Origin of the sequence: Pseudomonas sp. B392_1p (assembly GCF_052245235.1) — a bacterium.
Lineage (GTDB): Bacteria > Pseudomonadota > Gammaproteobacteria > Pseudomonadales > Pseudomonadaceae > Serpens > Serpens gallinarum.
Window position 1 is genome coordinate 90,025 of record NZ_JBQPXM010000009.1, and the last position, 17,674, is coordinate 107,698.

Consider the following 17,674-nt stretch of genomic DNA (forward strand, 5'->3'; position numbering starts at 1 on the left):
AACCGCGTAGACTTCACCTGCATTCCATCCCAGGCCCAGCCGCGCGTTCACATTAGCACGCAACCTATTTTATAGGCCCGGTTAGCGCAGCTGTTCCAGCTCGGCACTGAACACGCTGGCGCCCTGCTCCGCGCAGCTGAATGCAGCCCGCATGAAGGCAAACAGCTCACGTCCGCTGCCGATACTCAGCCCCTGGGGTGCGGGCGCTGGCACCCGCGCCTGCCATTCGGCGTCACTGATCAACACCTCGACACGCCCGTTGTTGCCATCGACGCGGATCATATCGCCGTCGCGCAGCCGCGCCAGCGGTCCACCCTCACAGGCTTCCGGATACAGATGAATGGCTGCCGGCACTTTGCCGGAAGCACCGGACATACGCCCGTCGGTGACCAGGGCCACGCGGTAGCCGCGATCCTGCAACACGCCCAGATACGGCGTCAGCTTGTGCAACTCCGGCATCCCGTTGGCTTTCGGACCCTGAAAGCGCACCACCACGACCACATCGCGATTCAATTCGCCGGACTGGAAGGCAGCGGCCAGTTCGGCCTGATCGTCGAATACCCGCGCTGGCGCTTCGACCATGCGCTGCTCGGGCGCCACGGCGGAGACCTTCATCACGCCGCGACCCAGATTGCCCTGCAACAGACGCAGCCCCCCTTCGGTGGCAAAGGGCCGCTCGACCGGACGCAAAATGGCTTCGTCGAGACTCCGCTCGCTGCCGGCCCGCCAGGCCAGACGCTTACCGGCCAGGTAGGGTTCCTGCACATAGCGGCTGAGACCATGACCCAGCACAGTGTTGACGTCTTCATGCAGCAACCCGGCATCCAGCAGGGTGCGCATCAGGAAAGACGTACCTCCCGCCGCGTGGAAATGATTCACGTCGGCGCTGCCGTTGGGATAAATCCGCGTCAGGCTGGGCACCACGGCGGACAGGTCGGCCATGTCTTGCCAATCGAGCTGGATTCCGGCGGCCCGGGCAATGGCCGGCAGGTGCAGGCTGTGGTTAGTCGATCCTCCGGTCACGTGCAGCGCCACGACAGCATTGATGATGGCCTTCTCATTGAGCACGTCGCACAACGGCAAATAGTCACCGCCGTGTCGTGTCAGGCGCACCGCTTGGTGCGCAGCTTCCGCGGTCAGCGCATCGCGCAGCGGCGTGTCCGGATTGACGAATGAAGAGCCGGGTAGTTGCAGCCCCATGATTTCCAGCATCACCTGGTTGGTGTTGGCGGTGCCATAGAAGGTGCAGGTGCCAGGGCTGTGGTAGGAGGCCATCTCCGATTCCAGCAACTGCTCACGGCTGACCTTGCCTTCGGCATACAGTTGCCGCACCGAGGCTTTTTGCTGATTGGAAATGCCCGAGGCCATGGGCCCACCGGGCACGAACAGCACTGGCAGGTGGCCAAAGCGCAGCGCGCCAAGCAGCAGGCCGGGCACGATCTTGTCGCAGATACCCAGGCACAGCGCGGCATCGAACAGGTTGTGGGACAACGCCACGGCGGTGGCCATCGCGATTACCTCGCGACTGGCCAGGCTCAACTCCATGCCGGCCTCGCCCTGAGTGACGCCGTCGCACATGGCCGGCACGCCGCCGGCAAACTGCCCCACCGAGCCGATATCGGCCAGGGCGGCTTTGATGAGGTCCGGGAATCGCTGGTACGGCTGATGAGCGGAAAGAATGTCGTTGTACGCCGAGATGATGGCCACATTAACTTCGCCAGGCAGCCGCAGGCGCTGCTTATCAGTCGCTGAACATCCGGCCATGCCATGGGCCAGATTGGCGCAAGGCAGCGTCTCGCGGCGCGGCCCCTGACTGGCCGCCGCACGCATCTGTTCCAGATAGCGCGTGCGGGTCGGCCGGCTGCGTTCAATCAGCCGTGCGGTGACTTCTAGAACCCGGGGGTGCATCGTCGACTCCTGTGATGATACTCAGTCGAGACTACCGCAGATTCGCTGGCGATTGGGCATATGGCGTCGCTTGGCGATTTCTACTGAGACTGCAGTTCCAGCAGGGCCTCGGTCGTTACTCACGCTCCAGCTGCGTTTCCTCATCGTCGAACGGGTCAAGTTCATCGTCTGGCAGACCCTTGTCCAGATCATCCAGCTCGTCCAGCAGCAGGTCGTCAAAATCGATCTTGAGGCCGTGCTCCATGGTATCCAGTTCAGCGAGCAGGCTGCGAAAGCTGGTTTCACGGGCCGGCTCGGCCTCCGCATCCTCACCGAGCGCGGCGTCGGCGCGGGCCTGCAGGCCGGGGGGCACGGGCACATCATCATCTTGCACCGGGCGCACCTCCGGCTCCATTTCCCGTAGCTCGGCCAACGATGGCAATTCGTCGAGGCTTTTCAAGTTGAAGTGGTCGAGAAACGCCTTGGTGGTCGCCAACATGGCCGGGCGACCCGGCACCTCACGGTGGCCGACCACGCGAATCCACTCCCGCTCGATCAACGTCTTGACGATCTGGCTGTTGACCTGCACGCCGCGAATATCCTCGATTTCGCCCCGGGTGATGGGCTGGCGGTAAGCGATCAGCGCCAGGGTTTCCAGCATGGCGCGCGAATAGCGCTGCGGACGCTCCTCCCACAGTCGACCCACCCAGGGCGCGAGGCGGGTGCGTACTTGCAGGCGATAACCGCTGGCGACTTCCTTGAGCTCGAAGGCGCGCCCGGCACAGGACTGCCCCAGTATCGCCAGGGCGCTGCGCAGCAGGCCGGGCTCCGGCCGCTCGGTCTCCTCGAACAGCTCACTCAACTGATCCAGCGACAACGGCTTGCCCGCCGCCAGCAACAGGCCTTCCAGCAGGACAGCGAGATCCTTGGGGTCGGAAAGATTCATCGACTACTCAACTCGCGCACGAACATGGATGGGGGCGAAGGGTTCATTTTGCACCAGCTCGGCCAGCGACTCCTTGATCAGCTCGAGCACCGCCATAAAGGTCACCACCACACCGAGGCGGCCCTCCTCGATGCGAAACAAGCTGGCGAAGGGTACGAAGGCGCCGCCCTTCAGACGTTCCAGGACCTCGCTCATGCGCTCGCGGGTAGATAACGCCTCGCGGGTCACCTGGTGACTTTCGAACATGTCGGCACGGCGCATCACCTCGGCCATGGCCAGCAGCACTTCCTCCAGAGCGACGTCGGGAAGAAGTTTGCGCGCCCGCGCCTCGGGCGCCTCCAGCTGCGGCACATGCACCTCGCGGCCGACGCGGGGCAACTCTTCGAGGTCTTCGGCAGCGGACTTGAATATCTCGTATTCCTGCAGACGGCGGATCAGCTCGGCGCGCGGGTCGTCTTCCTCTTCCTCGCTTTCGCCACTGCGCGGCAGCAGCATGCGCGACTTGATCTCGGCCAGCATGGCGGCCATGACCAAGTATTCGGCAGCCAGCTCCAGGCGCACGCTTTTCATCAGCTCGACATAGCCCATGTACTGGTGGGTAATCTGCGCCACCGGGATGTCAAGGATGTCCACGTTCTGTTTGCGGATCAGGTAGAGCAACAGGTCGAGAGGGCCTTCGAAGGCTTCGAGAAACACCTCCAGGGCATCCGGGGGGATATACAGGTCCTGAGGCAGCTCGGTGACGGCCTCGCCATAGACCAGCGCCAGACGCAGTTGCTCGGGCTCGGCGGGCAACACCTGGACGACAGGCTCGGCAACGGTGGAAACATCCTGCATGAAGTGCTCGCTATGGGGAGATGAACGCCAGACGAATCAATCGCGGTCCTGGAAGGGAGCCGGATCGCCACAGCCCGTGCGCAGTACCTGCGGCCGGTCATCCACCAGACTGACCACCGTGGAAGCTTCCTGGCCACCGAAGCCACCGTCAATGATCAGGTCAACCTGGTGCTCCAGAATCTGGCGCATTTCATAGGGGTCGCTCAGCGGCAGCTGCTCCCCCGGCATGATCAGACTGGCACTCATCAACGGTTCGCCGAGCTCCTCCAGCAAGGCCTGGGCAATCGGATGGCTGGGCACCCGCAAGCCGATGGTGCGGCGCTTGGGGTGCAGCAACATGCGTGGCACTTCGCGGGTGGCATTGAGAATGAAGGTATACGGCCCGGGCGTATGTGCCTTGAGCAGGCGGAACGCTCCGGTATTGACCTTGGCGAACACGCCCAGCTGTGACAGGTCGCAGCACAGCAGGGTGAAGTTATGCTTGTCGTCCAGCTGACGCAGGCGGCGGATACGCTCCACCGCGCTTTTATCGCCGAGCAGACAGCCCACCGCGTAGGCCGAATCGGTGGGGTAAACGATCACCCCGCCATCGCGCAGGATGCCCACGGCCTGTTTGATCAGGCGCAGCTGGGGATTTTCCGGGTGAACCTGGAAGAACTGACTCATGACACCTCCCTGTTCAGAGGGCAGTAATAAGGGACTGGTCATTGGCAAAACGTGCCCACAGAGGTGGCAGGTCATCCGGAAGCGGCCGGTACAGGCCCAGCTCGGCCCATTGGCCGGGCGCATGAAAATCGCTCCCCACACTGGCCAGCAGGCCGAACTCACGTACCAGGATCGACAGGGTTCCTACCTGCTCTGCCGGCTGCATGCCGTTGACCACTTCCAGCGCATGTCCACCCGCGGCTATAAAGTCCATGACCAGGCGGCGGCGCTTGCTACGCGTGAAATCGTATTGGTACGGATGCGCCAGGCTGACCCAGGCGTTGGCGGCGCGCAAGCTGCCGACCGCATCTTCGAGGCTCGGCCAATGCTGTTTGACGTCGCCCAGCTTACCGCTGCCCAGCCACTTGCGAAACGCCTCGGCTCGGTCGCGGGCATGCCCGGCGCGCACCAGAAATTCCGCAAAATGCGGACGGGCCGGCGCGTTGCCGCTGTCGCCCAGTTCCTGTTGCACCGCCCGAGCGCCTTCCAGCGCACCGGGCATGCCTTTGATGGTCAAGCGCCGGGCAATTTCCTCGGCGCGGGCCCAGCGGCCGTGGTGCAAATCGGTGATGGCCTGGCACAGGGCCGGTGCATCCAGGTCAAAGCCATAGCCGAGAATATGGATGGTCGCCCCGCCCCAGGTGCAGGACAGCTCAACGCCGTTGATCAGCTGCATGCCCAGCTGTTGGGCGGCCTGGCGTGCCTCATCAAGGCCTTCGAGGGTGTCGTGGTCGGTCAGGGCCAGCATATGCACGCCGCGCTCATGGGCGCGCGCCACGACCTCTACCGGAGGCAACACGCCGTCAGAGGCGGTGCTGTGGCAGTGCAGATCGACTTTCAGGGTGCCGCTTTCGCATTCATTCATGTTTGCTATTATGCCGGCCCGACCCGCCCTTGGCTGCCGACGTGAAACAACTCATCGATTTCATTCCACTGATCCTCTTCTTCATCGTCTACAAGCTCGACCCGCGCACCGTCGAGTTCGCCGGCCAGAGCTTCGAACTGGGCGGTATCTTCAGCGCCACCGGCGTCCTGATCGCCAGCTCGGTGGTCGTCTACGGTTTAATTCTGCTCGTACAGCGCAAGCTGGAAAAAGGGCAATGGCTGACGTTGCTGGCCTGCCTGGTGTTTGGCGGCATGACCATCGCCTTCCACAGCGAAACCTTCCTCAAGTGGAAAGCGCCAGTGGTCAACTGGCTGTTCGCCGCCGCCTTTGCCGGCAGTCACTTCATCGGCAAGCAACCGCTGATCCAGCGCATCATGGGCCACGCCATCAGCTTGCCCCAGCCCCTGTGGACGCGCCTGAACATCGCCTGGGTGATGTTCTTCCTGTTTTGCGGCGCCGCCAACCTGTTTGTCGCGTTTACCTTCCACGAGTTCTGGGTGGACTTCAAAGTGTTCGGCAGCCTGGGCATGACGCTGCTGTTTCTGATCGCCCAAGGTGTGTTCCTCGCACGCCACATGCATGATAGTGCTCCCGAAAACAACAAGGACTGAATATGCTCTACGCCATTATCGCCACCGATGTACCCGGCACCCTGCAACAGCGCCTGGCCGCACGCCCTGCGCATCTGGCCCGTCTGCAACAGCTCAAGGACGAAGGCCGCCTGGTACTGGCCGGCCCGCACCCGGCCATCGACAGCAGCACGCCCGGTGACGCCGGCTTCACCGGCAGCCTGGTGGTTGCCGAGTTCGAATCGCTCAGCGCTGCCCAAAGCTGGGCCGCTGCCGATCCCTATGTCGAGGCTGGCGTCTATGCCGGTGCGGAAGTGAAGCCGTTCAATAAGGTATTACCGTAACCGCCCGTCTTCCGCCGTACTTTTCTGGACAGCCACTGGATAGCCTGCAATGAGCGAACTGCTGCTGATCGACGACGATCAGGAACTCTGCGACCTGCTGGCTACCTGGCTGCGCCAGGAAGGTTTCGATGTCCATGCCTGCCATGACGGGCAAACCGCCCGCGTCGCCCTGGCTCAACGTCATCCGGCCGCGGTGGTGCTGGATGTGATGCTGCCCGACGGCAGCGGCCTGGAGCTGCTCAAGCAATTGCGCGTCAATCATCCCGACCTTCCGGTGGTGATGCTCTCTGCCCGTGGCGAACCGCTGGATCGCATCCTCGGCCTGGAGCTGGGCGCCGACGACTACCTGGCCAAACCTTGCGACCCGCGCGAACTTACCGCCCGTCTGCGCGCAGTGCTGCGCCGCACCGTCGCGCCCGCCATCACCAGTCAACTCGAACTGGACGACCTGTGCTTCAGCCCAGCCCGGGGCGTGGTTACGCTGGGTGATCGCGAAGTCAGTCTGACCGTTTCCGAAGGTCGCCTGCTCGAAGCGCTGCTCAAGCAGCCCGGCGAGCCGGTGGACAAGCAGGAGCTGGCGCAACTGGCGCTGGGCCGCAAACTGACCCTGTATGACCGCAGCCTGGACATGCACGTGAGTAACCTGCGCAAGAAGTTGGGCCCACACCCGGACGGCAGTCCACGTATCCTGGCGCTGCGCAGCCGAGGCTATTACTACAGCCGCGGCTGAACCGGCCCGCGACTCAGGTCGGCTTTTGCAAGTGTGCCCTGTCTGCTTCGCATCCTTTACGCTGCCTTTACCCTCGCCTGACCGCGCCTGACCTTGATCTCCCTAAACTGGCCACATCCGGAACACGCCGGGAATCGAAACGAGGAAGTTATCATGCGCAAGACTTTGACCGCCCTGCTGATCGCCGCCGTTCTGCCCACCATGGCCCTGGCCATGCCCAACGAGGAACCGCAACAGGGTCCGAAACACAGCCAGCACCACCGTCACCATGGCGCAAAAGCCTTTCATGACCTGGACCTGAGCAAGGATCAGCGCCGCGAGATCGGCAAGGTTATGGGCGAGCAAATGAAGCAGCGCCATGACATCCATCAGCGCTACCTGGACAAGCTGCCGGCCGCCGAGAAGCAGGCCATGCAGAAGGACCTCAAGGCTAACCAAGACAAGAGCCAAAAAGATATCCGCGCCGTCCTGACGCCCGAGCAGATCAAGCGCTTCGAAGAGCGGCAGAAGAAAATGGCAGAGCGCCGCGCCGAGCGCGCCGAATTCAAGGCCTGGAAGGACGCCAAGGATCAAAAGGCCCAATAATCGTCATCCAAACGTAATCATCCGCACCCGCCCGGTTCCGCCTGGCGGGTGTTGCCGTTTGAGGAGAAGTTAACGTGCGCTCACTGTTCTGGCGTGTATTTGCCAGCTTCTGGCTGGCCATTGCCCTGGTCGCGGGGCTGTCCCTGTTGCTCAGCCGCACGCTGGATCGGGATGCCTGGGTGCTCAGCCAGCATCCGGTGATCAAAAACCTTGCAGCAGACTGGACCCGACACTACGAAACCCGTGGGCCTGACGCCGCCCAGCGTTATCTTGAAGAGTTGCGCCAGCAACAGCGCATCGATGTTCAGGTATTCGGCGAGAACGGCGAGCCCCTGATTGAAGGGACCTTTCCGCGTCGCGCCGCCGCGCTCGAGGAGCGCCACAGCAAACGCGAACGTCACCTGCCGTGGCGGCGCCTGACTAGCGAATACATCAGCCCCATCAGTGGTGAAACCTTCCTGTTCCTTTACCGCATTCCGCGCACGGAAGTGGCAGCCTGGCACCGCGAGAGCCTGTTCGGGCCATTGAGCGCGCTGAGCATTGCGCTGGTGGTACTGACCTTGTTCAGCGTGCTGCTCACCCTGTCGATCACCCGTCCGCTCAACCGTCTGCGCGGCGCCGTGCACGACCTCGGTCAGACAGCGTATCAGCAGAACAGCCTGGCGCAGCTGGCGGGCCGGCATGATGAATTTGGCGTATTGGCACGCGACTTCAACCGCATGGGCGAGCGTCTGCAAGGTCTGATCGGCAGCCAGCGCCAGTTACTGCGCGACGTTTCCCACGAGCTGCGCTCTCCCTTGGCGCGTTTGCGTATTGCCATCGCCCTGTCCGAACGTGCCACTCCCTCTGAACGGGAAAAACTCTGGCCACGCCTGACCCAGGAATGTGACCGCCTGGAGGCGCTGATCAGTGAAATTCTGGCCCTGGCCCGCCTCGATGCCGAACCCGGCGCCACCCACCCTATCGACCTGAGTGCGCTACTGAGCAAGCTGCGTGAAGATGCGCGTCTCGCAGCCCCGGAGCAGGAGGTGCGTATAGAAGTGCCCGGCACTCTACGCCTGCAGAGCTGGCCAGACCTGCTCGAGCGTGCCCTGGATAATTTGCTGCGCAATGCCCTGCGCTTCAATCCATCAGACCAGCCTATCGAGATCACCGCCGAGCGCCGCGAGCAACGCGTGCTGGTGAGTGTGCGTGACCATGGTCCCGGTGTATCGCCTGAGCATCTGGCCCAGCTGGGTGAGCCGTTCTACCGAGCCCCCGGACAAACCGCAGCAGGCTACGGCCTGGGCTTGGCCATCGCCCGCCGCACCGCTGAACGGCATGGCGGCACATTACACCTGTCCAATCACTCCGACGGCGGCTTTGTCGCCACGCTGGAAATCCCGGATACGCAGCCGGGATAAGAATCTGCCCCAAGAGGTCTAGACTGCCGAGCGGGTGCTACTCAGCAAGACGCTGATAACTCAGCGATACACCCCTCTCCGGCGCCTGCTCATGAGCAACGAACCGAGCATGAGCAGCATGCTTTCCACCACCAGGGCCAGCAGCAAGGCGCAGGACAACCCCCAGGCGATGGCCGCTGGGTCGAGCATGATCTGGTAACGGAATGCAGCCAAGGTCTCGGCCCGCAGCTTCGGGTCGGCAGCGCTGACGACATGCCAGGCGCGCGCATACCAACTGCCTTGCATGGCCTGCCATTCGCGCTCCAGCAAGGCGGCGCGCCCGACGAGGTAACTGACACTGGCGGCATCACTGCGCATCACCGGATCGTCGCTGTTGCGGTAATGGGCGACCAGCTTGTCGAGATCGCTGACGAAGAAGCGCCGCGCAGTGTCGCTGAAGCCTGAAAGACTTTCGGCGGACTCCAGGCGGTGCGCGTCGACCCGCTGGGCATAGGCATCAATAAAGGCCGGTACCTGCACCCCCGCCAGCAAGCCAAAGGCAAACAGCAGTAAACGCAGGTAACTTCGCAGCATGCAGGGCCTCTATGCCTTGCCGTCGGCGATGCGTTCGCCACGGCGCCACAATGTCCAGTCACCGGGCTGGTGCTGAATCCATTTTTCATTATCCGTCAGGGCGTCGGTGGCCAGCACGGTCACCACATCGTCCGGCGTGGTTTCCGCCTGGAAGTCCACGGTCAGATCAGCGTCCTTGAGCCGCGCCGGGCCGAAGGGCGCGCGGCGAGTGATTTCCACCAGCTTGGTTGAGCAGAAACTGAACAACCAGTCGCCATCGCTGAGCAAGCAGTTGAACACGCCCCTGTCACGATACTCGGCGCAGACGCTGACTAGCACCGGCAGCAGCATCTGCACGGCGACCGGCTCGGGAAACGCACGGCGCACGCGGTTGAGCAGATCGCAGAATGCGGCTTCGCTGTCGGTATCGCCGACCGGCGAATACAGGCCGGGCTCGGGCGTGAAGTCCACCAATTGTCCGTTGTGGGCGAAGCACCAGTTGCGCCCCCACAGCTCACGGGAAAACGGGTGCGTATTGGCCAGGCAGACCTGGCCAACATTGGCCTGGCGAATATGGCCGATCACCACCTCGCTCTTGATCGGATAGCGCTGCACCAGGCGCGCCACCTCAGAATCAATGCTGGCGGCCGGGTCCTGGAACAGACGCAGCCCGCGCCCTTCATAAAAGCCGATACCCCACCCATCGCGATGCGGCCCGGTTCGCCCGCCACGCTGCATCAACCCGGTGAAGCTGAACACGATATCGGTGGGCACATTCGCACTCATGCCGAGCAATTCACACACAGACATTTCCCTCTCTCGCTCAGCCCTTACAGGCGTGGCTCGATCCGCGCCGGCCGCAGCCGCTCTTGTTCGAGTATTTCGCGCAGGGTGGGCTCCGCCGCTGGGGAATCAGTCGGACGCTCGGTAGGCGCAGCCGAAGCCTGGCGCTTTTGCCACCAGCGCTTCAGCAACCAGCGCAGGGCGACAAAAACCACGTACACGACAAATGCGATCAGTCCATACATGGACACGTCCGCCACTGCTCGCCAAACACTGTCACCGACCTTGAACAATAGATCCAGGGCAGCGATGGCAACCGCCGGCGCCAGCATCTCCCGCGCCGGATCGACCAGAGTCGGCGTGAACAGCAAAATCGCCACCGCCAACCACAACGGCTCGCGCAGCCAACGCCACATCCAGCGCGTCATCCGTACCCACACCAGCAGTAAACCCAGTGCGGCAATCGCATAGATTGCCCACGCGAGCAGGTAGTCGTTCTCAAACATTGATCTTTGGCCCGGGGAATGGGGGCGCTTATGATAACGACTTTTCCGCGCCCCGGCTTCCCGTTGGCGCGGCCATTCGCCACACGAGATTTCGCGCATGAGCCAAGCCCCCATCGCCCGCATCGACGCTACCAGCAGCGACCCCTACCAGTGGCTGGAGCACCGCGACAGCGAGGACGTGCTCGCGTACCTAAACGCTGAAAACGCCTACACCGAGGCGTGCCTGGCCGAACAGGCCACGCTGCGCGAAGCCTTGTTCGAGGAGATCAAGGGGCGTATCCGCGAGACTGACCTGTCATTGCCGGCGCCCTGGGGTCCCTGGCTGTATTACCAGCGCACCACGGCCGGCGACGAATACGCCCGTCACTATCGCTGTCCGCGCCCCACCGACAATTCTCTGACGATTGATGTTCAGAACGAACAGTTGCTGCTCGATCCCAATGCACTGGCTGCGGGTGGTTTTTTGTCCCTCGGCGCGTTCACTATCAGCCCCGATCACCGCCTGCTGGGTTACAGCCTGGATACCAGCGGCGACGAGATCTATCGTCTGTTCGTCAAGGATCTCACCAGCGGTGCAGTGCGCGAACTGCCCTTCGATGACTGCGACGGCAGCATGACCTGGGCCAACGACAGCCAGACGCTGTTCTTCGGTGAGCTGGACGAAACCCATCGCCCCCACAAGCTGTACCGTTACCGCCTGGATGAAAGCGAACCACAGCTGGTGTTCAACGAGCCGGACGGGCGCTTCTTCGTGCATTGCTATCGTTCAAGCTCCGAGCGGCAGCTGATCCTGGCCAGCGCCAGCAAGACCACCAGCGAAGTCTGGGTGCTCGACGCCAGCCAGCCGCATGATGCGTTCGTCTGCATGGCACCCCGCGAAGAAGACCATGAATACGATGTCGACCACGGCTTGCTTGACGGACAATGGAACTGGCTGATTCGCAGCAACCAGACCGGCATCAACTTCGCCCTGTACCGCGCGGCGCAAGACGCCCCCAGCCGCGCGCACTGGCAGGAGCTGCGCGCTCACGATCCCCAGTGCATGCTTGAAGGCATCGACCTCAACGCCGACGGCTACGTGCTGAGCCTGCGCGAAGGCGGTCTGCCGATTCTGCAGGTGCATCCCCGGGATGCCACCCCGTATCGCGTGGAATTGCCAGATGCTGCCTACAGCCTGCACGTGCAGGACACGCTGGAGTTCGCCAGTCCGGTAATCCGCCTGCGCTACGAGGCGCTCAACCGACCCGCTCAAGTGCGTCAACTGGAACTGCTCAGCGGCCGGCAGCAGGTCCTCAAAGAAACCCCGGTGGAAGGCCCGTTCGATGCCGATGCCTATGAAAGTCGCCGCGTGTGGGCCACGGCCGCGGACGGCACGCGCATCCCCATCAGCCTGGTAGCGCGCCGCGAGGTACTAGCGGCCGGTCAACCCGCACTGCTCTATTTGTATGGTTACGGCGCCTATGGCGAGAGCCTGGACCCCTGGTTCTCCCATGCCCGCCTGTCGCTGCTTGAGCGCGGCTTTGTTTTCGCCATCGCCCATGTGCGCGGTGGCGGCGAGCTGGGCGAAGCCTGGTATCGGTCCGGCAAACTGGCACACAAGGCCAACACCTTTGGCGACTTCATTGCCGCCGCCGAGCAGTTGATTCTCGACGGCTATACCTCGCCGTCCCGTCTGGCGATCAGTGGCGGCAGCGCGGGTGGTCTGTTGATGGGCGCGGTGCTCAATCAACGCCCGGAACTGTTCGCGGCGGCCATTGCCGAGGTGCCTTTCGTCGATGTACTGAACACCATGCTCAACCCTGACCTGCCATTGACGGTCACCGAATACGACGAATGGGGCAATCCCAACGAGCCCGAGTCCTATGCGCGAATCAAGGCGTATGCCCCGTATGAGAACGTGCGTGCCCAGGATTACCCGGCGCTGCTGGCCGTCGCCGGCTACCACGACAGTCGCGTGCAGTATTGGGAGGCCGCCAAATGGGTGGCCAAGCTGCGCGCCACCAAAACCGACAACAATCCGCTGCTGCTCAAGACCGACATGGGCGCTGGCCACGGCGGCATGAGCGGCCGCTACCAGGCCTTGCGCGATGTTGCGCTGGAATATGCCTTCCTGTTCAAGGTGCTGGGCGTTGAGGGCTGAAAAGCCAGCCTTCCAGGGCATATCGAGTTTCACACCTCGGCGCTTGGCCACCGCTGCCAAACGCTGAGGACGCGGCTAGGCCACCTTCTCTCCAGGGTCCTTGCCTTGCGGGTCTTGGTGTTCGATCACCGCATTGAGCTCGGCGCCGAACAACAGCACGGCGGCTGAAATGTAGAAGTACATCAGCATCACGATGATCGCGCCGATGCTGCCGTAGGTCGCGCTGTAATCGGCGAAATTCTGCACATAGACACCGAAGCCCAGCGAGGCGGCGATCCACACCAGCACCGCGACCAGCGACCCCGGGGTTATGAACCGAAACTCCTGCTTCACATCCGGCGTGACGTAATAGATCACCGCCACCGCCACAATCAGCAACAGGATCGCCACCGGCCAGCGCAACCAGGCCCAGAGGATTACCAGGTAGTCCTCGAAGCCCACCAGCCCCGCCAGCCGCCCCATCAGCGTGGGGCCAACCACCATCAGCGCGGCCGCCGAGAGCAGCATCAGGGCGATACCCAAGGTATAGAACGTGGAGAGCGGGTATAGCTTCCACATCGGGCGACCTTCAGGTACGTCATAGGCGCGGTTCATCGCCACCATCATCGAACGCACCCCGGCCGAAGCCGTCCACAGGGCGATCAGAATGGCGAAGGAAAACAACCCGGCCTTCTGCGACTGGAATTGCAGAATGACTTTATCGACCTGCTCCATTGCCTGTCCGGGCAGCAGGAGGGCGGCCTGCTCACGCAGCCAGTCGAAGAATGGCTGCAGATCAAAGAAGCTGATCAGCGCCACCAGAAACAGCAGGAACGGAAACAGCGAGAACAGCGCCTGAAACGACAAAGCTGCCGCATAGGTCGGCATTTCATCCTCACTGAATTCCTTCACGGCGCATTTGAACAGCTGAACGATGCCCATCCCGCGCAAATCCAAAGCGAACATGCTTATTCCTTTCGGCAAACCTGTCGCAGGGGTAGACGACCGGGACAAGATGAAGTTTCCGGCAGCCGAGGGGCGGAGATTGCGCCTGTTCCGGATAAAGCTGCAGCCTGTCGTTAAGCTCGAACGCTCACTAACGCCTGCAGTCAGCTGAGAGTAGCCAACCCGCTGGAGACTCCCGATGAACTATGACCAAACTGATCAACCGACGCCCAACGTACAGGGCTTCGAACGTACGGCTTCAATCGTGGGCGGTATCATGCTGCTGGGTTGTGGTATTCGCAAAGGAGGGCTCGCCGGGCTGCTCGAAATGGCCTTGGGCGGCATGGCGATTGCCCGCGGCGCGACTGGGCAGTGCGCCATGAAGCGCGCGCTCTGTCAGGCCTGTGCCAAGGGGGAATGTGGGGAACATAGATCGCACAGGCACTCGGGCGAGGCTGGCGAGGGCCTGTCCTCGGGAACCGGTTCAGGCTCCTCCGGTACTCGCTCAAGCACCACTACTGGCTCCACTTCAGGTACTGCTTCAGGCTCTGCCTCTACTCCTGCTGGCACTCCCTCGGGTAATGCCTTCAGTTCCCCATCAGGTAATGCTTCGGGGACCACTTCTGGCACATTCTCAGGGAGCGAGCCTGGCAGAGACAACCCGTCGACGCCGTCAGGTGGCGCCAAAACACCCTGATCGTCCACACAGCAAAAGCCCCCGGCGCAACCGCTGCCGAGGGCTTGTTGTTAATCAGTCCATCACATGATTCATGCTGGAAGCAAAGAACCGCTGAGCCGTTGACGCGATCAGTCGATCGTTGCTGCCAGCTTCTCCCACTCCTTGGTTTCTTTCTTGGAAACACCGCCGAGCAACTCAATGGCTTGGCGCATCCGGAAACGGGAAAGATCCGGCCCAAGAATTTCCATGGCATCGAGTACCGACACCGAACTCGCCTGCCCGGTGATGGCCGGGAAGATCAACGGCATTAGATCGCGCAGCTTGAGATCGAGTGCAGCCGCCACGGTCTGGATGATGGCGGTGATGTTGTCCTTGTTCCACTGGCGCAAGCCTTCCAGCTTCCAAAGCAGCAACTGCAGCACTTGCCGGACCTGATCCGGCGAGAGCTTTTTATGCTCGAACAGCTTGGCATCCAACGGCACCGCGCCCGAGAAGAAGAAGCTGGCCAGCGGAGCAATCTGACTGAAGGTCTCGACCCGGCCCTGCACGTGCGGGGCGATCTGCATCAGGTATTCAGGATTCAGCGCCCACTTTTGCACCTCGGCCGCGAAACGCTCCACTGGCAGTTCACGCAGCCATTGACCGTTGAGCCAAGACAGTTTTTCCAGATCGAAGATCGGTCCACCGAGGGAAACACGACTGATGTCGAAGTGCTCGATCATTTCCGTCAACGTGAACTTCTCGCGCTCGTCGGGCATCGACCAGCCCATGCGGCCCAGGTAGTTGAGCATGGCTTCCGGCAAAAAGCCCATGCGTTCGTAGAATGTCACCGAAGTTGGATTCTTGCGCTTGGACAGCTTGCTCTTGTCCGGATTACGCAGCAACGGCATGTATACCAGTTGCGGCTGCTCCCAACCAAAATATTCATACAGCTGGATCAGCTTCGGCGCCGAGGGCAGCCACTCCTCGCCACGCAGCACATGTGTGATGCCCATCAGGTGGTCATCGACCACGTTGGCCAGAAAGTAGGTGGGCAGGCCATCGGTCTTCATCAGCACCTGCATGTCCATGCGATCCCACGGAATTTCTACCTCGCCACGGAGCAGGTCCGGCACCTTGCATACGCCTTCGGTCGGCATCTTCATGCGGATCACGTGGGGCTCGCCGGCGGCAATGCGCTGCTGCGCGTCTTGCGGGGCGATGTGCATGCAGTGACCGTCGTAGCGCGGAGTTTCCTTGTTGGCCATCTGTTCGGCGCGCACCTGATCGAGGCGCTCAGCACTGCAGAAGCACGGGAAAGCATGGCCCTTGGAAACCAACTCATCCGCGTACTTCTTATAAATTTCACCCCGTTCGCTCTGACGATACGGACCGTGCGGGCCGCCCACATCTGGGCCTTCGTCCCATTCGATACCGAGCCAGCGCAGCGCATCATAGATCTGCTGTTCCGACTCCCGCGTCGAGCGCAACTGGTCGGTGTCCTCGATGCGCAGGATGAACTGACCGCCATGCTGACGGGCGAAACACAGGTTGAACAACGCAATATAAGCGGTGCCGACGTGCGGATCGCCAGTAGGCGACGGCGCGATACGGGTACGAACGGTGGTCATGGCGACTCTCGAAGCGGAGGATGAATCAAGGGCGGGATGTTAGCAGTGCGAACAATCAGGCTCCAGCAGGAGCCAAAAAGAAAGGGCGTCATCGTTGAATGACGCCCTTTCTTTTCATCGGGTACGAGCAGGACTTACGCCCTATTAATTGCTTCCAGCACCGGGGGTATTGACCAAGGGCGGATAAGCGTGCTGTTGCTTTGGCCGGAGCAAATGACGCACCAGGGCACTGAATACCCCGAGCATTCCGCCCAGCACCACGCCCAACACCAGAATCAACAACTTTTTGGGCTTGATCGGCCGACGCGGCTCAGTTGCGACCTGATCGAGCGTGACCAGTTGTAACGCATTGGTATCAATGCGCAGGTTGCGCAGACGCGCCTCTTCCGCATGCCAGGCGGCCAGATCGGTAAGGAACAGGTCTTCGTTCTCACGCAGCTTGAGCACTTCGATTTGCCGATTGCTTTCCAGCAATTGCAACTCCTTGGTGATCTCCGCAATGCGCGGCTCGGTAAAGTCATCCGATTTGCGCTGCAGCAACGTCTTGCGTTCCGCCTCCAATGCCTCGGCACCCATGAAATACAGCGGAATCTGCTGATTATTGACTTCGGTGCGCACCACGCTGCCTTGGCTCACTCGCTGATCCTGTCCCAACGCGGATGGCGTCGTGGGCTTGCTGATGCCCAGCGACTTGGCAATGTGAATAGCCTCGCCCAACTGTTGAATCCGGTTTTCGCGACGGGTCTTGAGTTGCTGACGCAGTGCAGTCAACTCGTCTTGCAGCACGGCACGCTTGAGCTTGTCGGCTTCGGTGAGCTGGACAATGCGCGCTTCCTTGCTGGTTTCATAGTTCGCCCGAGCCGAAGTGATGTTCAGTTGAAGGTTTTTCAGACGGTTCCGGATTATGGCCTGCAAATCCCGACCAAGCCGCTCGCGTTCGCGCTGAATCGTATGAGCTACCAGACCATTGACCACCGACACACCGTCAATGCCGTGCGGATAGGTCAACTGAATACCTAAGTAGGGGCTGAGGGTATCCGCCTTTTTGGGATCAGGCATCTGCATGGCGAAAGACGTTTCGTTAAAACGCTCAAAGGCCTGCTCAAGGGTTTGTCCTTCTCGGTCCAGCGACGCGAACAGCTGAGGATTGCTTTTGAAGTAACCCAGCCGGTTTTCATACGAATCCAGCGCAGCACCGATGCGACTGAGGGCTGCTGAAGGGCTTAATTCATAGATACCGGTGCGATTGAGCTCATCCAGATCTTTAATGAGCGCGGGACGCATAACACTTTGTACCTGATAGACAGGAGTTGCCAGAAAGGCATAAATCCCTGCAAGAAAAGTACAAGTTCCGGCAATCAGCGCGATTAACAGCTTTTGCGTCCAGAGCGACCTAAGCAGCTCGACCAGATCGATTTCATCGTTCTGCGGGAAGTTTTTTACGGGCAAAACTAAATCAGTCACTGCAAAATTCCATCTTCCAAGTGCCTTTCCAGCCAGGCACGCTCCAAAAAACTGCCGCATAAATGTGACAAACATCACGCAGCGCATTGAAGCGCGGAATTCTGACCGAAAGAAACTAATTTTG

At 61.5% G+C, this 17,674-nt stretch carries 17 protein-coding genes; 6 read left to right on the plus strand and 11 right to left on the minus strand.

The window, feature by feature from the left end:
* Nucleotides 1–81 precede the first annotated feature (81 nt).
* The 5 genes from edd to ACTV8E_RS13885 all read right to left on the minus strand — a co-directional run bounded on the left by edd (nt 82) and on the right by ACTV8E_RS13885 (nt 5,216).
* Nucleotides 82–1,908: a phosphogluconate dehydratase gene (gene edd, locus ACTV8E_RS13865; RefSeq protein WP_443199867.1), complete on the minus strand. Its 1,827-nt coding sequence runs from the start codon at nt 1,906–1,908 to the stop codon at nt 82–84.
* 115 nt (nt 1,909–2,023) lie between these two features.
* Nucleotides 2,024–2,833, minus strand: a complete 810-nt coding sequence (scpB, locus tag ACTV8E_RS13870) for an SMC-Scp complex subunit ScpB (RefSeq protein ID WP_443199868.1) — start codon at nt 2,831–2,833, stop codon at nt 2,024–2,026.
* A 3-nt stretch (nt 2,834–2,836) separates the two neighbouring features.
* Entirely contained in the window at nt 2,837–3,535 is a 699-nt protein-coding gene (locus ACTV8E_RS13875) for a segregation and condensation protein A (protein ID WP_273537932.1), read from the minus strand.
* Between the two features lie 171 nt (nt 3,536–3,706).
* Nucleotides 3,707–4,336: an L-threonylcarbamoyladenylate synthase gene (locus ACTV8E_RS13880; protein WP_251836935.1), complete on the minus strand. Its 630-nt coding sequence runs from the start codon at nt 4,334–4,336 to the stop codon at nt 3,707–3,709.
* A gap of 13 nt (nt 4,337–4,349) precedes the next feature.
* Nucleotides 4,350–5,216 carry a PHP domain-containing protein gene (locus ACTV8E_RS13885; protein WP_443199919.1) on the minus strand — a complete coding sequence of 289 codons (867 nt, stop codon included), beginning with the start codon at nt 5,214–5,216 and terminating at the stop codon, nt 4,350–4,352.
* Nucleotides 5,217–5,281: 65 nt separating this feature from the next.
* Here ACTV8E_RS13885 and ACTV8E_RS13890 point away from each other — a divergent pair, with 65 nt between their 5' ends.
* From ACTV8E_RS13890 to ACTV8E_RS13910, 5 genes are all read left to right on the plus strand, one after another.
* Nucleotides 5,282–5,872: a septation protein A gene (locus ACTV8E_RS13890; RefSeq protein WP_273537898.1), complete on the plus strand. Its 591-nt coding sequence runs from the start codon at nt 5,282–5,284 to the stop codon at nt 5,870–5,872.
* A gap of 2 nt (nt 5,873–5,874) precedes the next feature.
* Nucleotides 5,875–6,174 carry a YciI family protein gene (locus ACTV8E_RS13895; protein WP_273537897.1) on the plus strand — a complete coding sequence of 100 codons (300 nt, stop codon included), beginning with the start codon at nt 5,875–5,877 and terminating at the stop codon, nt 6,172–6,174.
* A 49-nt stretch (nt 6,175–6,223) separates the two neighbouring features.
* On the plus strand, nt 6,224–6,904 hold the full coding sequence (locus ACTV8E_RS13900) for a response regulator transcription factor (protein ID WP_443199869.1): 681 nt from the start codon (nt 6,224–6,226) through the stop codon (nt 6,902–6,904).
* Nucleotides 6,905–7,057: 153 nt separating this feature from the next.
* Nucleotides 7,058–7,489, plus strand: a complete 432-nt coding sequence (locus ACTV8E_RS13905) for an LTXXQ domain protein (protein WP_443199870.1) — start codon at nt 7,058–7,060, stop codon at nt 7,487–7,489.
* A gap of 74 nt (nt 7,490–7,563) precedes the next feature.
* Nucleotides 7,564–8,892 carry an ATP-binding protein gene (locus ACTV8E_RS13910; protein ID WP_443199871.1) on the plus strand — a complete coding sequence of 443 codons (1,329 nt, stop codon included), beginning with the start codon at nt 7,564–7,566 and terminating at the stop codon, nt 8,890–8,892.
* A 60-nt stretch (nt 8,893–8,952) separates the two neighbouring features.
* Here ACTV8E_RS13910 and ACTV8E_RS13915 read toward each other — a convergent pair whose 3' ends face one another.
* The 3 genes from ACTV8E_RS13915 to ACTV8E_RS13925 are packed head-to-tail and all read right to left on the minus strand — an operon-like array spanning nt 8,953 to nt 10,733.
* Nucleotides 8,953–9,465: a DUF2937 family protein gene (locus ACTV8E_RS13915; protein WP_443199872.1), complete on the minus strand. Its 513-nt coding sequence runs from the start codon at nt 9,463–9,465 to the stop codon at nt 8,953–8,955.
* Nucleotides 9,466–9,474: 9 nt separating this feature from the next.
* Nucleotides 9,475–10,248, minus strand: coding sequence for a class II glutamine amidotransferase (locus ACTV8E_RS13920; protein ID WP_251837037.1), 774 nt, complete (start codon nt 10,246–10,248; stop codon nt 9,475–9,477).
* A gap of 26 nt (nt 10,249–10,274) precedes the next feature.
* A complete protein-coding gene (locus ACTV8E_RS13925) occupies nt 10,275–10,733 on the minus strand; it encodes an MFS transporter (RefSeq protein ID WP_251836942.1) in 459 nt (152 codons plus the stop codon).
* Nucleotides 10,734–10,830: 97 nt separating this feature from the next.
* On the opposite strand from ACTV8E_RS13925, the gene ACTV8E_RS13930 reads away from it, so the two are divergent.
* Nucleotides 10,831–12,873, plus strand: a complete 2,043-nt coding sequence (locus ACTV8E_RS13930; RefSeq protein ID WP_443199873.1) for a S9 family peptidase — start codon at nt 10,831–10,833, stop codon at nt 12,871–12,873.
* 75 nt (nt 12,874–12,948) lie between these two features.
* Here ACTV8E_RS13930 and ACTV8E_RS13935 read toward each other — a convergent pair whose 3' ends face one another.
* The 3 genes from ACTV8E_RS13935 to ACTV8E_RS13945 all read right to left on the minus strand — a co-directional run bounded on the left by ACTV8E_RS13935 (nt 12,949) and on the right by ACTV8E_RS13945 (nt 17,625).
* On the minus strand, nt 12,949–13,818 hold the full coding sequence (locus ACTV8E_RS13935; protein ID WP_273537887.1) for a YihY/virulence factor BrkB family protein: 870 nt from the start codon (nt 13,816–13,818) through the stop codon (nt 12,949–12,951).
* Nucleotides 13,819–14,604: 786 nt separating this feature from the next.
* A complete protein-coding gene (gene gltX, locus ACTV8E_RS13940) occupies nt 14,605–16,086 on the minus strand; it encodes a glutamate--tRNA ligase (protein WP_251836945.1) in 1,482 nt (493 codons plus the stop codon).
* Between the two features lie 144 nt (nt 16,087–16,230).
* Nucleotides 16,231–17,625 (minus strand): Wzz/FepE/Etk N-terminal domain-containing protein, encoded by a 1,395-nt coding sequence (locus ACTV8E_RS13945; protein ID WP_443199874.1) that lies wholly within the window; start codon nt 17,623–17,625, stop codon nt 16,231–16,233.
* Nucleotides 17,626–17,674 lie beyond the last annotated feature (49 nt).